Source organism: Rhodococcus sp. BH5, assembly GCF_027583855.1.
Classification (GTDB): Bacteria; Actinomycetota; Actinomycetes; order Mycobacteriales; family Mycobacteriaceae; genus Rhodococcus_F; species Rhodococcus_F qingshengii.
The window spans coordinates 110,196-124,478 of record NZ_JAJHVW010000007.1; the positions used below are offsets into that span (position 1 = coordinate 110,196).

Here is a 14,283-nt window from a genome sequence, read left to right on the forward strand (position 1 = left end):
GTCGACAACTGGTCGATGGCGAGCGAGAACACGATCGTCGCGAAGGCGCTCAAGGCGATGTTGGGAAGTGATGGAGCAAATTGACCAGGAGAAGTTTGTGTCGGAACCGCCAAAGTTGAAGTCGTTGCTTGTTGTGGCGCCCTGGTTGGAAGGTGGGGGTGCACAGAAATCATTGTGCGGGCTATTGCGCGGGCTTACCGACACACATACGACCGTGGTCACTTTGTTTGCAGGCTGCCGCGACTTCAACGAGGTTGCGGACCTCGCAGACGAGTTCGTCATGCTCGACTATCCAAGGAGTCCTGGCGGACTGGTCGGAGCCAGTCGTGCCATAGCAACACATCTACAGCATTCGGATGTGGTCTATTCACTGATGAGGGGTAGCCATGTCGCACTAGGCGTTTCGAGTTTGCTCAAACGTCTTCCGAGTGAGCTGATTGCGACCTTCCATCAGTTGCCGAGTGCGGATGAAACTGGCGTTTTCTCCCTGGTCGAGAACATGCTCGTTCGTAAAGCACTTCGGCACGCAAAGCTGATCACCGCACCTTCGGAATCAGCCGTGAGTCAGATTCGTCAACGACGTTACGGACCGCACGCTCGGCTTGTTTACGAGCCGAACTTGATCCGAGTTGACTCGAGAGAAACCATTCGTCGTGAATCTTCGGGGGCACCTCTACGGCTCCTGGCCTGTGGCCGTCTATCCAAGCAGAAGGGCTTCGATCGTATTCCCGAACTGCTGTCAGATATCGAGATTCCGTGTGAAATAAAGATCTTGGGATCAGGACCGGAAGAAGAAGACCTGAAACGGCGGTTCGGCAATACGAAGCCTTCTTCGCATACGGTGGAACTAGTAGGACGCGTCGATGACGTTGTGCCCTATCTGGATTGGTCAGACGCGGCATTTATGCCCAGCCGAAACGAACTCAACCCTGTGTTCGTATGGGAGGCGTGGGCGCGCGGCCGGCCGGTTGTTGCTGCCCATCTACCTGCATTCGAGGATCTGCGAACCTCCGGGCCGGTGCTCACATTTACCGGCGCGGCCAGCCTTCGGTCCGCCCTCGGCGTCGTATCGAGTGACGAGTACCGAGATTTCGCCTATTCAATGGGTTTGCAGGCGTCCCGAACCATGACGACCAGGAGTGAGATCGTTGCCCGAATACAATCGTGACCACCCGCGCATCCTGGTCATTCACGCATACAGTGCTCAAAACTCCGGCGACCGGTTGCTGGTGGAGGAAACACTCGAATTGCTGAGATCGGTGTGGCCGGATTCTGTCGTCGACGTGATTGCCACTGATGCCGAATCGTTCCGCCACCATCCGATCGCGAATCATGTCAAGTTTCATCAGTGGACGTCGGCATGGATTCCGAACCCGAAAAAGAAGGCATCCGTACGTGTTTCCATGCTGGCCAGTACCGTCACCGGCGGGCCGGCACCTGTCAGGATACTGTTCGAGCAAGCGGATTTGATAGTCGCTGTCGGGGGCGGATACCTTCGGGGTTCGTCCGTTTCCGAGGCCCTGAAAACTGCGGGGGCGCATTTCGGTCAACTCGATCTTGCCGCACGAAGTCGTGCGCGCAAGATCTATCTGCCGCAGAGTATCGGTCCGTTCCCGAACATTCTCCGTCGGCGTATCGCGAGTTCACTGAAGGCGATGGATCAGGTGCTCGTTCGTGACGATCGATCACGGGAATTGTTCGCCGACCTGACCAATGTCGAACGAATCTCGGATCTGGCGGTTCTCAAGATGGCGGAGGTCCGTACACCTCGTACTATCGAGATCACGCATGGCCCGGTAGTCGTGGCACGTGAGCTGTCCCGCCCTGGATCCTACGAGAACACTCTGTCCGACTTGGCTCGGTCAGATCATGTTGTATGGGCGATTCAGTCCACCGGTGGCGGAAACAATGACACTCCACTCACCGTCAAATACTCCTCGGGAACCCCAAAGCCATTGCAGCACTATCTGGAGAGCGCGGAGAATCGCGTCGTTGTCAGTACACGCCTGCATGGATCGTTGTCTGCATTGCTCGCCGGAAAGCCGAGTGTGCACCTGGGCTACGAACGAAAATCATGGGGAGCATTTCATGATCTGGGGTTGGAACAGTACGTTCTCGATGCCCGACGGACTTCGGCAACTCGCGTTCTCGACGCGGTGGAATCGATACGAGACGATCCAGCCACTTACTGGCGCCTGATCGATTCACGCATCGAGGCCGTCGCGTCCCAGAGGGAACGCCTACTCGGCTCCCTGGCTGTGCCATGCCACCTGCCGACGGCTGGCCAATGACATGAACCTCTCGTTCCTGTTGTTTGCCAGTGTTTTTCTCTTGCTGATCGCACGTGTACGTGGGGTGACGGTGTTGCCAACCCGCCGTCAAACCTCAACAGGTACCAGAAGCGGGCTGATCGGGATCTGGTTTTGGGTATCGGTGATATGGCCGGTCCTTTTCAAGGCGGTGTTAGGTAGCGTCCTTGCCCTATACCTTCCAGTTTCTGGCTCCGCGGTCTTCGTGATCTCCTACGTGCCTTCGATTGTCATCGGAATCGCGATTTTCATCGCCTCTCTCGGGTCCCGAGATTCATTCCCCTATATCCCCGCGATACTGGTCATGGCGGTGGCGATCATGCCGATCCTCATCTTCGGGGTCGTGGACATCGGTGTCGTCGGAGCGATATTCATGATTGTGCCTACGCTCCTGTGGTGCCGCGCGCTCTCGGTTGACGTACTGAACTGGCCCCGTCTTTGTTACCAGGGTCTGCTTGCGCTTTGTCTGAGCATGGCTGTGGTTTTCGTCGTCTGGCCTGAGGCTGTGGTCGAGACCTGTCGGTTGGACAAGTGCACTGTGGCGGGCCAAGTGCTCACGTCATCGATCACAGGCAATGGCAACTTCCTGGGGCTGTGTGTCGCACTGCTGAGCGTCGTTGCCGTGTATCGGCAACACTGGATCACAGTTGCGGCGGTTGGACTGGCGAGCCTCATCGTGATCGAAATTTCTGGCAGTCGAACAGCGATGATCGGTCTGGTTCTCGGCTACCTCGTAGTCCTCGGTATCGGAAACCGCATGTCGCGGGTTGTGGCTCTGGCAGCTGCGATGGTTGCGTTGGTGATTTCTTTTGTGCCAGTGTTCCGAGTTTACGGGCTCCGCGATTACACCTATCGCGGTGCTTTGTGGATGAGGGCGAAGGAGCTGATTTCGGAGAGTCCGAATGTTGGTCACGGCGCGAACTATTGGACGGAGCATAACGCGTATCGCTTCTCCTCCAACTATGCCGCGCACAACATTTGGTTAGAACTCGGCGTTGCCGTCGGGTTTCTCGGAATTGCCGTGCTTGTCGTCGCTGCGGCCTGGGCGTTGCTGACCACTGACGTGGAAAATCGATACTTGGCATGGGCGCTGATCGTAACTACGGTCGCTGTGGGATTTCTGGAGGCGCCCATCCAACCGTATCGAACCGGTCTGCTTCCCTTCCTGTGCCCTCTCATTCTTCTCTTGTGCTCCTCGGGTATGCGGAAAAGATCAGTTGATACTTCGGAGACGGAAGACCTTGCGATGGACGATATTCGAAGCTCACATGTTGATGCCGGCCTGACGAGGGATGGTGCGCGATGAAAGTTCTGCATGTCACGGAAGCGCTCGGAGGAGGTGTAAGCACCGCGATCTTGAACTATCAGGCGTTGACGCCAGAAATGCATCACTGCGTGATTGCTCGCGAACGGGCCGGGCAGAGCACATACAATTTCCCCTCCGAACTCAGCGTGACATTGGTACCTGGAAGTTTGGCCGCACTTTTGCTGTCCGCGATTCGTATGGTGCGCCGGGGAGATTTCGATGTTCTCCACCTGCATTCCAGTCTTGCCGGTCTCGCCCGGATCATCCCGGGGCACCGAGCTGGAATCGTATACACCCCAAACTGTTACGCATTCGAGCGCACCGACGTCAGTCCCCTGGCGCGGGTACTCTACAAGTCCGTTGAGCGTGGGCTACTCTCGATTCGGCGTCAGTGCGTTGTTGCCGTGAGTGGACGAGAAGCCGAGTTGACTACGGAGTTGTCGAACTCCTCCACCTCCATCGTGGTCGGCAATGTATCCCCGACCGATCACGGCGCATATTTGCGCGCAAGCAGCCCTCGGACAGCGGAAGCATCGGCTGAAAGAAGCCGAGTAGTGATGGTGGGAAGGATATTTCCCCAAAAGGATCCCCAACTGTTCGCCGATATTGCAGCAAGGTTGTCGAGCAGGTTCGAGTTCGTGTGGGTAGGAGACGGCGAAGCCGGGTTGAAAGAAAGTCTCGTGGAATCCGGGGTTCGGGTGACGGGCTGGATTCCAGCTGAACAGGTGCTGGATGAAGTGCGCGCCAGTTCGCTGTATCTCCATACCGCGGCCTGGGAGGGCGCTCCGATTTCCGCTGCGGAAGCCGCCGCGGTCGGTGTCTCGGTGATCAGTCGTGACATCAAAAGTATGGTCTCGCTTGGCTATCCAGTCGCTGGCAATACTGCGGAGTCTCTGTCAATGGCCGTCACACATTACTTCGACTGCCTGGACTACCGAACGACTGTTCAAGCCAAGACACAATATTTCAACCGAACAGTGGACGTCATGAGTTCGCGTACAGCACTCATCGACGCCTATGCATTCGCGATAGGGGCTTCTCGATGACTTCATCGGTCACCGTCATTACCATCACCAGGAATGATCTTTCGGGGCTGGTCCGCACGATCGAGAGCGTCCGGGCTCAGAGTGCACAGGGAGTCGAACACATCGTGATCGATGGTGGTTCGACGGATGGAACTGTCGAATACCTTGATTCGTTGGGTGATTCGTTAGTGTGGAACACAGGCCTCGACAGCGGTCGCTATGACGCAATGAACATCGGTGCGGAACTGGCGAGTGGCGAGTTGCTGTGGTTCATGCACTCGTCCGACGTGTTCCATTCATGTGACGTTCTGGAGAGAGTCTCTCGAGATCATCAAGGAGGGGGCGTCTCTTGGCGGTGGGGTTACGGGCTGAGCAACATCCACGACTCCGGAAGTTCCATCGGAATCGGTGGCCGTATCCCGTTCAGTCTGTCCCGATTCGCGCTAGGTGGAAACATCATTCCCCATCAAGCATGTGTGATCGAGAAGTCGCTGCATGTTGAGATCGGCGGTTACGATACCGAATTCGGACTCAGTGCCGACCAACTGTATCTGTTGAAGATGGCGGTCCGATCGCAACCGCGCGTGTGGACCGAGTTCTTCTGTGACTTTGATTCGGCCGGCGCTGGTTCGGTGCGGGGCATGATGGATCATTACCGGGACATGCGGCGATCACGCGCCCTGACCGGAATTACAGTCTTCAGGGCGCAGTGGCTCGATTATGCGGTGTCCTTGGGGGTTGCGCTTCTCGCAAAAACCGACCGTGTTCAAAGACGAGTTCTAGCAGGGGTGACTCCTCGTGTCCGATGACTATTTGGAACCCACAACGCAATCAAGTGCGGAATTCGCAGTTGTCATACCAGCTTTCAACGCGGAAGCCACACTTTTGGCGTCAATCGAGAGCGCGCACAATGCGGGCGCTTCGGAAGTCATCGTGGTGGACGACGGATCCACAGACAGTACCGCCGCGTTATGTCGCGCCCACGATATACGTGTCCTGACGCAGCCAAATGCGGGTGCATACCTCGCGAGACGACGGGGGGCCACGCTCGTCACGGCACCGTACATCGTGTTCCTGGACGCGGATGATCTTCTGGTCGCACCCGGCATTCACGAGTCCTTGGGTATTCTCTCTGCGCAGGCGGACTGCGCAGTCGTCGCTGGACGTGTGATGGCGAGTCTCCCACATGGGCGTAGTCGGTTGAACAATCAGTCGTACTCCGAGATCAATACTCGAACCCTGTTGACACAAGGGTATGGTCCGTTTCCACCGGGAGCGGCGCTGGTTCGGCGTGCCGATTACGAAGCAGCGATTGCGCTGGACGTACCGGAGATCGTCGAGCGTTACGCCGACGACTACGAAATGTTCATTCGTCTATCCGTCGTCGGCCGAGTCGTTCAACACAACACCGTTTCCCTCGTGTATTCGATGTACGCAGGCAAATCCATTGGTTCTCCTGAGAAATCGCTGTTGTGCAAGGAATCGATCAGGGGGCACTACGCGCGACATCTGGGGATCCCAGTTCGGCTGATGAGCGCATCGGCGGTTGCCGCAGCTGCGAACGCACGCATGGGACGAGCGTCGTTCGCGCAAGGTTTGTACTGGCGGGGTTGCGTGAAGGTAGCAGTTGCCGCGTGCTACAAGGTACTCGCTCGGATCGGCGACAGCGGTCTGAAGCAGTCCACAATCGTGTCTGGCGCTGGAACCTCGGAGACACGAGGGTGAACACAGTGGTCAGCTCGTACGTGAGGTCGGCGAAGTCGATCGACCTGGGCGGGACCGGGTTCTTTCGACTGGTAGGTCTGCTGGCCGGCGCTTGCGCGAACTTCGCCGTAATAGCAATTCTGTCTCGGGACTACGGCGTCGAGTACTACGCCTTCTATGCGCTGATGGCGTCCATGTTGAATCTACTTCCCTTCGCGGACTTCGGTATCGGCGCGACCATGGTGAACGCGACAGCAGATTACCGAAGTGGTGCACTCGATCGGATGTCGTTCCAATCCCATTTTCGGCGGGCGAGTCTGGTCACCGTTCTGGTATCCCTCGCTGTCGCAAGCCTCGCGTTCCTGTTCTATCAGATGGGGCTGTGGGTGCCAGTTCTAGGCGCAGTCGGTGAGATGGATCATGCGTCGGCGCTGGCCACAGTAGTGATTGTATCTGCGGCAGTTGGTATTCCATTGGGTTTGGGGTCACGCATCCTGCAGGGTTGCGGAAAGATGCGCGTTGTCGTTACCGCAGCGTTGATCGGTCCGATCATTCAACTGATCGTGATAGGGGTTTGTTGGACTACTCAGGCGCCGGCCTACCTGTTTGTTCTGGCACCGTGCGCAGGCTACCTCGCCGTCGGATTTCTTACCCTTGCTCTCGCGCTTCGATCGATTTCCGGCGATGAGGGTTCGTTGATCGGCTGGCGTCTTACAAGCCCGGTGCGAGTTCGCATAGCTGAAACGGCGGTTCCGTTTTTTCTCATATCGATCGGCATGGTTGTCGGGTTCCAGAGCCATAGGTTGCTGATCTCCACTTTTGGAACGGTCGAAGACGTCGCACAATATTCGGTGGTGGCGCAATTCGCTGGACCCCTGCTGGCTATCTTGGGAGTGATGGGCCAGAACTTGTGGTCAAGATATCGCGAGCGATACCGAATCGGGACACTTCGGGTGCGTGAATTCGCCCAGCATATAGTACTTCTCGGCACTGTGGGCGCCGTATTTGCGCTTGCTCTGGTCGTCATCAGCTATCCGGGAATTCGGTTTGTCTCGGGTGGAAGTCTTGTCGTCCCGCTGGCAACCGTTTTGGCCGGAAGTGTTTACATCCTTGTTGTTTCGGTGCATCAGCCGGCGGCGATGTTCCTCATGGACCCGCGAGGACTATGGTTGCAAGTCCTCTGTGTCTGGCTGAGCGGCCTCGTCGGAATGGTATTGGCAATATCCCTGATTCCTGAACTCGGAGCCGCCGCACTCTACTTGGGACTATCCGCAGGAATGGTTGTACTCCAGGTTATTCCGTGTATCTATATTTCGGTTCGGCGAATTTCAAGCATGGAGAAGGCGGTGGAGGCAGGCGTGACCGTGTGAATAGCTGCCCGAAAATCGTGAAGTCGCACATACATGAAGGAGAGAAATGAAGAAGGCACTGATCACAGGCATCACCGGTCAAGACGGCTCCTATCTCGCGGAGTTGTTGCTGGGCAAGGGATACGAGGTCCACGGACTTATTCGTAGATCGTCCACGTTCAATACAGCTCGAATCGATCACATGTATGTGGATCCCCACACGCCGGATGCAAAACTGTTCCTTCATTACGGAGATCTCAGCGACGGGGCGCGTTTGGTCACTCTTCTCGCACAGATACGCCCGGACGAGGTCTACAACCTCGCAGCGCAGTCCCATGTACGGGTAAGTTTCGACGAGCCCGAACATACCGGTGACACGACGGGAATCGGGTCGATCAGGCTGCTCGAAGCAGTCCGGATGGCTGGTCTCGAATGCAGGTTCTACCAGGCGTCCAGCTCCGAGATGTTCGGTGCGACACCGCCTCCGCAGGACGAGCAGACTCCCTTCTATCCGCGATCGCCGTACGGTGCGGCGAAGGTGTACTCGTACTGGATCACCAAGAACTACCGCGAGGCGTACGGGATCTTTGCCGTGAACGGAATTCTGTTCAACCACGAATCTCCGCGGCGAGGCGAAACATTCGTAACTCGCAAGATCACGCGAGCGGTGGCGCGGATCAAGGCCGGCCTGGAAAACGATTTGTACATGGGTAATCTCGATGCAATCCGCGACTGGGGCTACGCGCCGGAGTACGTGGAGGGAATGTGGAGGATGCTTCAGGCCGACGAGCCGGACGATTACGTGCTCGCGACAGGCGGTAACTACTCGGTCAAGGATTTCCTGACGGTGGCCTTCGAGCACGCGGGTCTGAACTGGGAAGATCATGTGCGCTTCGACGAGCGCTATCTGCGGCCGACGGAAGTAGACGCGTTGATCGGAGATGCAGGTAAGGCGGAGCAGAAGCTCGGCTGGAAGGCGACTGTACATACCCCCGAGCTGGCTCGAATCATGGTCGATGCGGACATAGAGGCTCTGAAGTGTGAGGGCAAGCCCTGGATCGACCGCCCGAACCTGGTGGATTGGGAGCATGCCCGATGACGGGGGAGTACGCGCAGAAGTCCCTCGATCGGAACGATGCGGTGTACGTCGCGGGCCATCGTGGACTCGTGGGTTCAGCGATCTGGCGTCGTTTGGAGGCCGACGGTTTCAATCGCATTGTCGGTCGCACGTCCGCCGAACTCGATCTTCGCGACCGCGGTGCCGTGTTCGAGTTCTTCGCCGCCGAGAGGCCGAAGAACGTGGTCCTCGCGGCAGCCAAGGTGGGCGGGATACTGGCGAACAGCACACTGCCGGTGGACTTCATCTCCGACAACCTTCGCATCCAGGTGAACGTGATGGACGCGGCGGCCGAGTTCGACGTAGATCGCCTGCTGTTCCTCGGATCATCCTGCATCTACCCGAAATTCGCTCCTCAACCGATTCGCGAAGAATATTTGCTGACCGGTCATTTGGAACCGACGAACGATGCATATGCCATCGCCAAGATCGCGGGAATCCTGCAGGTACAGGCTGTTCGAAAGCAGTTCGGGCGTCCGTGGATCTCCGCGATGCCGGCCAATCTCTACGGCCCGGGTGACAACTTCTCTGCCAAGGGCTCTCATGTGCTGCCAGCCCTCATCAGACGCTTCGACGACGCGCGCCGTGATGGAGCTGCTTCAGTCGTGAACTGGGGCAGCGGGACGCCGAGGCGCGAGTTTCTCCACGTCGACGACATGGCGGATGCCTGCCTTCATTTGCTCGACCACTATGACGGAGCAGAACACGTCAATGTTGGTACAGGCGAGGACCAGAGCATCGCGGAGATCTCTGCGATCGTGGCGGACGAGATCGGGTTCGACGGCGAGATCGAATGGGATCATTCGAAACCTGACGGGACGCCGCGGAAGTTGCTTGACATCGGGAAGCTTCGAGATTTGGGGTGGCAGCCCAGGATTGATCTTCGTGCGGGGATCGCATCGACCGTGGAGTGGTATCGACAGAACGTCGATTCGATCAGGACATGAAGTACTACAGCATTATTCGACGTAAACTCGACTTCGACAGGCAGACATCGTTATGACTTCTCGTATTGCGGTATTCGGCACAGGCTACCTCGGGGCGACACACGCAGCTTGCATGGCCGAGTTGGGTCACGAGGTTCTCGGGGTGGATGTTGATCCGAACAAGCTCGCTATGCTCGAAGCTGGGGAGGTTCCTTTCTACGAACCGGGACTCGAGGAAGTACTGCGCCGCAACATAGCCGCGGGACGTCTTCGATTCACGGCTTCCTACGAGGAGGCCGCAGAGTTCGCCGACATCCACTTCCTCGGCGTCGGTACGCCGCAGAAGAAGGGGGAGTTCGCGGCCGACATGCGTTTTGTCGATTCGGTGATCGAGACACTCGCACCCCTCTTGACCAGGCCGACCGTAATCTTCGGGAAATCAACTGTGCCAGTCGGTACAGCAGAGCGATTGGGTGCGCGGGCACGGGAACTGGCGCCTGCCGGACAAGACGTGGAGGTGGCGTGGAACCCGGAATTTCTCCGGGAAGGCTACGCGGTGAAAGACACGCTTCACCCGGACCGGCTTGTGCTCGGGGTCGACCGCAATCGACCCGGACGTGCGGAATCGATTGCGCGTGAAGTGTACGAGCAACTCTTGAACGAAGGTATTCCCTTTGTTGTGACCGACCTTGCGACTTCGGAGTTGGTCAAAGCATCAGCCAATGCATTTCTGGCAACGAAGATCTCGTTCATCAATGCGATCTCGGAGGTGTGCGAGGCTTCAGGTGCGGATGTGACCGTTCTTGCCGATGCCATCGGCCATGACGAGAGAATTGGTAGGCGATTCCTCAACGCCGGAATCGGTTTCGGTGGGGGCTGCTTACCGAAGGACATCCGTGCTTTCATGGCACGTGCTGGTGAGCTGGGAGCAGATCAAGCACTCACATTCCTACGCGAAGTCGACAATATCAACATGCGTCGTCGTACTCGGATGGTCGAACTGGCTCGAGAAGCGTGTGGTTCTCTACTCGGAGCCAATGTGGCGGTTCTCGGTGCAGCCTTCAAGCCTGACTCCGACGACGTGCGCGACTCACCTGCGCTGAACGTTGCCGGGCAGATTCAGCTGCAAGGCGCTGCCGTCAATGTCTATGACCCGAAGGCGATGGGAAACTCGAAGGCGTTGTTCCCCACCCTCACTTACACTTCGAGCGCACTTGAAGCGTGTGCAGGCGCTGATGTCGTCTTGGTTCTGACCGAGTGGGCCGAGTTTCGAAAGTTGTTGCCGTCGGACCTCGAACCTGTCGTCCGCAAGAAGGTCATCATCGACGGACGTAACTGTCTGGAACCGACCACCTGGCGCGACGCAGGGTGGACCTACCGAGGTCTCGGAAGGCCGTAAACCGGTGAAACCTTCACGGAGGGTGGGTGTTGTAGGCATCGAGGGGAAGTGGCCGTGTGCCCGGGACCAAAGTCCGTCAGCGAGCGAGCTGTGGCCGGGGGAGATGCTGGGATAGCCGCTCGTGCATCACAGGGTGAGGGGCATGTTGCCTTGTTCGGTTGGTATGCATCAACTTCCGGCGGCAAGTTGCGTAGTTGGTCGTCGACGGACGTTGGTCCTACGGCCCGCTGTGGTATGTGACCCTTTCATGGTCGGCGCGGTCGACTGACGATGTCTAGGAAGTTTCGAGGCTCCGTTGCGGTGGTGAAAAGACCAATGACGCAGTAGAGTTCAGCCTGGCTGCACGTTGTGTCTGCTCTGCGCGATGTGTGAGTGGGCCCGATGTCAGTGTCGCGGGTTTGTCAGTGTCGCGTGTTCGCCACTTCCCGATCATGCATCGGCCAGGAAGTGAGATGTGTGAGATGCCGTGAAGGCCTCTCCCCCCTGGCTGTTTCGGCAAATACCTCGCGCTGTGACGCAGGGACACGCGATAGAAGATTGGCTGCCTCGTTCAGCCTGCATTGAGTGCAGCGGCTCGACAGCGGCTGTCGATTACTACTCGAAGACGTGATACGTGTTCGAGCCGAAGGAGATTCGACGATGGATGTACGGGACTACCTGAAGATTTTGCAGGCACGGTGGAAGATAGTCGCTGTCGTCACTGTGGTCGTGATCTTGGGCGCATTGGGCGCCTCGTTGATTGCCACGCCGATCTACCAGGCTTCCACGCGCCTGTTCGTGTCGACTTCTACCGGAACAACCGTGAACGAGGCTTACCAAGGTAACCAGCTCTCACAGCAGTTGGTCACTTCCTACGCCAAGCTCCTTACCGGCGAGACACTGGCACAGAGAACGATCGATTCAGTCGGGCCCGATCGACTCGGCGGGCTTTCCGCTGCGGAGATTTCGTCCAAGGTGACCGCCACATCGGCGCCGGATACAGTACTGCTCGATTTGAGCGTGCAAGATGCGTCGCCTGAACTGGCACGTGAAATCGCAAATGCGCTCTCGGACGAGTTTGTCGTGATGGTCAAAGATCTGGGTACGCCCGCAAATGGTGGCACAGCACCTGCGCGCGTCGTTGTCGAACAGCGAGCACAAACTCCCGCGGAACCGGTGTCGCCGAAGACTTCGCGGAACGTGGCGCTCGGTGCCGCGATCGGGCTTCTGCTGGGGATCGGGTTGGCTGTGGTGCGTGATCGCCTGGACAACACCGTCAAAGAGCGCAAGGTGGTCGAAGACGTCGCCGGCGCGGCGATGGTGGGAACAATTCCGTTCGACAAGGAACGCGAAGTTCATCAAGCGATCAACTTCCACGAGGGCAACTCCGCAAGTGCCGAGGCGTACCGCGAGCTGCGAACCAATCTGCAGTTCCTGGCCGTGGATCGCCCACCGAGTGTCATCGTCGTTACGAGTTCTCTTCCCTCCGAGGGAAAGACCACGACTGCGGTGAACATCGCACTTGTGTTGGCCGAGGCAGGCAAGAAGGTGTGTCTCGTCGAAGGTGACCTCCGTAAGCCTCGCGTTTCGAAGTATCTGGGACTTATCGGAAGCGTTGGTCTGAGCTCGGTCCTGGCCGGGCAAGCAGATCTCGACGACGTACTTCAAGTCACGAGCAATGCTGACCTGACGGTTCTTGCCTCAGGTCCGATTCCCCCGAACCCGAGCGAACTTCTGGGCACTGACACTGCCCATGCGGTCTTTACCGATCTCCGCAGAAGGTTCGACTACGTCATCATCGACGCCTCGCCGTTGCTTCCGGTTACGGATGCTGCAGTTCTTTCAGCGCTGGCGGACGGTGCGCTAGTGATTGCTCGTCACGGCACGACGAAGAGGGAACAGCTGAGCAGGGCGGTCGGCAATCTCCACAGTGTGGGCGCGACGATTCTCGGTACTGTCATCACGATGACCCCGCTGAACGGTCGTGGTGTCTACGAGTACAAGTACTACTACGATTCCGATCCGGTTGTCGCTGACGTGGCCGTGGAAGGGTCCGTGGACAGCAATCCAGTCGGCGAACGAAAGGTCACGTCGACAGTCATCTGACCTGGTCGTACTCTAAAATCCCGACGCCTCACAGGGCCCTCGAGCAATGCTCGGGGGCCCTTCTCTGTGTGGTGAATCGGACGCGATCTCCAGTCGGGTCCTCTGAGTCTGCGACGCGCACTGCCGGAATGCAGGTTCATCGGCCGTCGCAGTAATCGGGTAGGCACGGGCATGCGGGATGTGACGCTGCGGTCTGAGCTGTCCCTGCTTGACCGGTGCCTCTATGACTGTCGATCTGGTTGCGCCCGACGAGGCCTTGGGCGTCTTGGTTGGAATCGCGTAGCGAGTGTGGCGGACCGCAGGCGGACCAGCCCGATTCGGCCTCGAGAGTTTCGCAACGCCTAGATGTCGATCTGGCATCCCTCGATGGATTTGGACAGCGGGTGCGGGGGTTGTCGGCCAGCTGCGACTCAGCATGAACGAGTTCTTGGCCGATGTCGGTGGTCATATCGGCCACGGGTCCGTCGGTCGGAGGGCCGGAAAGGGATAGCGTCGACTGCTCTGGGTGAGGCGCTCGCGTATGTCGGCGACCCGGTGGGGCTCAGTCGCGTCCTGGTTACCTGCGACGAAAGGAACCCGGTTTCGCGTAAGGCAATCGAAGCGTGCGGGGGTTTACTCGAGAGCGTGCGCCCAGCTGATCAGTTGTCCCGCAATGTCGGTTGTTCGAGAGACACGCTCCGCTACTGGGTGCGAACGAGCGTGTCGAGCGTCCGTTGACCCTACACGGCCACACACGTTTGCCATGGCCATGGCCATAGCCATAGCCATCGGTAGCAGTCGCCCCGCTTTGCAGCCGAGCGGCTGCGCAACTCGCATGTCCCTAATTGGGCTGTGCTGCAACTATTTCAGGACATCACCGGCGATCGCTGGCGGTCCACACTCCTCCTTTTGCATGTCTGAATTCTCGGTGTCGCCCGATCGTAGGTTCGCGCAATGCCGGCCAGGAGTAGGTAAGACGCCCAGAGGCGAAGTGTCGAACAATCGTCCAGGTCTGAGTCGACGCTGAGCGCATCAAAGTATGGATTGCAGAGTGTTTACCAACCGCGTGCTGGTTTCCGTCCAA

The 14,283-nt window shown here is 58.0% G+C and carries 12 protein-coding genes and 1 pseudogene; all 13 read left to right on the forward strand.

Going from position 1 to position 14,283, the window contains the following annotated elements:
- The first annotated feature begins 70 nt into the window (after positions 1–70).
- Positions 71–1,168: a glycosyltransferase gene (locus RhoBH5_RS19015; RefSeq protein ID WP_054187557.1), complete on the forward strand. Its 1,098-nt coding sequence runs from the start codon at positions 71–73 to the stop codon at positions 1,166–1,168.
- A complete protein-coding gene (locus RhoBH5_RS19020) occupies positions 1,140–2,291 on the forward strand; it encodes a polysaccharide pyruvyl transferase family protein (RefSeq protein WP_231916139.1) in 1,152 nt (383 codons plus the stop codon). The genes RhoBH5_RS19015 and RhoBH5_RS19020 overlap by 29 nt, the downstream gene beginning before the upstream one ends.
- Before the next feature lies 1 nt (position 2,292).
- Positions 2,293–3,615, forward strand: coding sequence for an O-antigen ligase family protein (locus RhoBH5_RS19025; RefSeq protein ID WP_270008671.1), 1,323 nt, complete (start codon positions 2,293–2,295; stop codon positions 3,613–3,615).
- Complete coding sequence (locus RhoBH5_RS19030) at positions 3,612–4,661, forward strand: glycosyltransferase (RefSeq protein WP_270008672.1); 1,050 nt, start codon at positions 3,612–3,614, stop codon at positions 4,659–4,661. The genes RhoBH5_RS19025 and RhoBH5_RS19030 overlap by 4 nt, the downstream gene beginning before the upstream one ends.
- A pseudogene (locus RhoBH5_RS19035) lies at positions 4,658–4,948 on the forward strand (glycosyltransferase); the annotation flags it as partial. The gene RhoBH5_RS19030 and the pseudogene RhoBH5_RS19035, both read left to right, overlap by 4 nt.
- A 168-nt stretch (positions 4,949–5,116) precedes the next feature.
- Positions 5,117–5,449, forward strand: a complete 333-nt coding sequence (locus RhoBH5_RS19040; protein ID WP_228232624.1) for a hypothetical protein — start codon at positions 5,117–5,119, stop codon at positions 5,447–5,449.
- Positions 5,439–6,365, forward strand: a complete 927-nt coding sequence (locus tag RhoBH5_RS19045) for a glycosyltransferase family 2 protein (protein ID WP_270008673.1) — start codon at positions 5,439–5,441, stop codon at positions 6,363–6,365. The genes RhoBH5_RS19040 and RhoBH5_RS19045 overlap by 11 nt, the downstream gene beginning before the upstream one ends.
- Positions 6,366–6,529: 164 nt before the next feature.
- Entirely contained in the window at positions 6,530–7,714 is a 1,185-nt protein-coding gene (locus RhoBH5_RS19050; protein WP_228401970.1) for a polysaccharide biosynthesis protein, read from the forward strand.
- A 46-nt stretch (positions 7,715–7,760) separates the two neighbouring features.
- Positions 7,761–8,792, forward strand: coding sequence for a GDP-mannose 4,6-dehydratase (gene gmd / locus RhoBH5_RS19055; protein WP_003943737.1), 1,032 nt, complete (start codon positions 7,761–7,763; stop codon positions 8,790–8,792).
- The gene (locus RhoBH5_RS19060) at positions 8,789–9,757 is read left to right on the forward strand and encodes a GDP-L-fucose synthase family protein (protein ID WP_270008674.1); all 969 of its coding nucleotides are present in this window, start codon (positions 8,789–8,791) and stop codon (positions 9,755–9,757) included. The genes gmd and RhoBH5_RS19060 overlap by 4 nt, the downstream gene beginning before the upstream one ends.
- A gap of 52 nt (positions 9,758–9,809) precedes the next feature.
- A complete protein-coding gene (locus RhoBH5_RS19065) occupies positions 9,810–11,135 on the forward strand; it encodes a UDP-glucose dehydrogenase family protein (RefSeq protein ID WP_007726621.1) in 1,326 nt (441 codons plus the stop codon).
- A 639-nt stretch (positions 11,136–11,774) separates the two neighbouring features.
- The gene (locus RhoBH5_RS19070; RefSeq protein WP_270008675.1) at positions 11,775–13,220 is read left to right on the forward strand and encodes a polysaccharide biosynthesis tyrosine autokinase; all 1,446 of its coding nucleotides are present in this window, start codon (positions 11,775–11,777) and stop codon (positions 13,218–13,220) included.
- A 366-nt stretch (positions 13,221–13,586) separates the two neighbouring features.
- Positions 13,587–13,937 carry a GNAT family N-acetyltransferase gene (locus RhoBH5_RS32705; protein ID WP_075832471.1) on the forward strand — a complete coding sequence of 117 codons (351 nt, stop codon included), beginning with the start codon at positions 13,587–13,589 and terminating at the stop codon, positions 13,935–13,937.
- Positions 13,938–14,283: the final 346 nt, after the last annotated feature.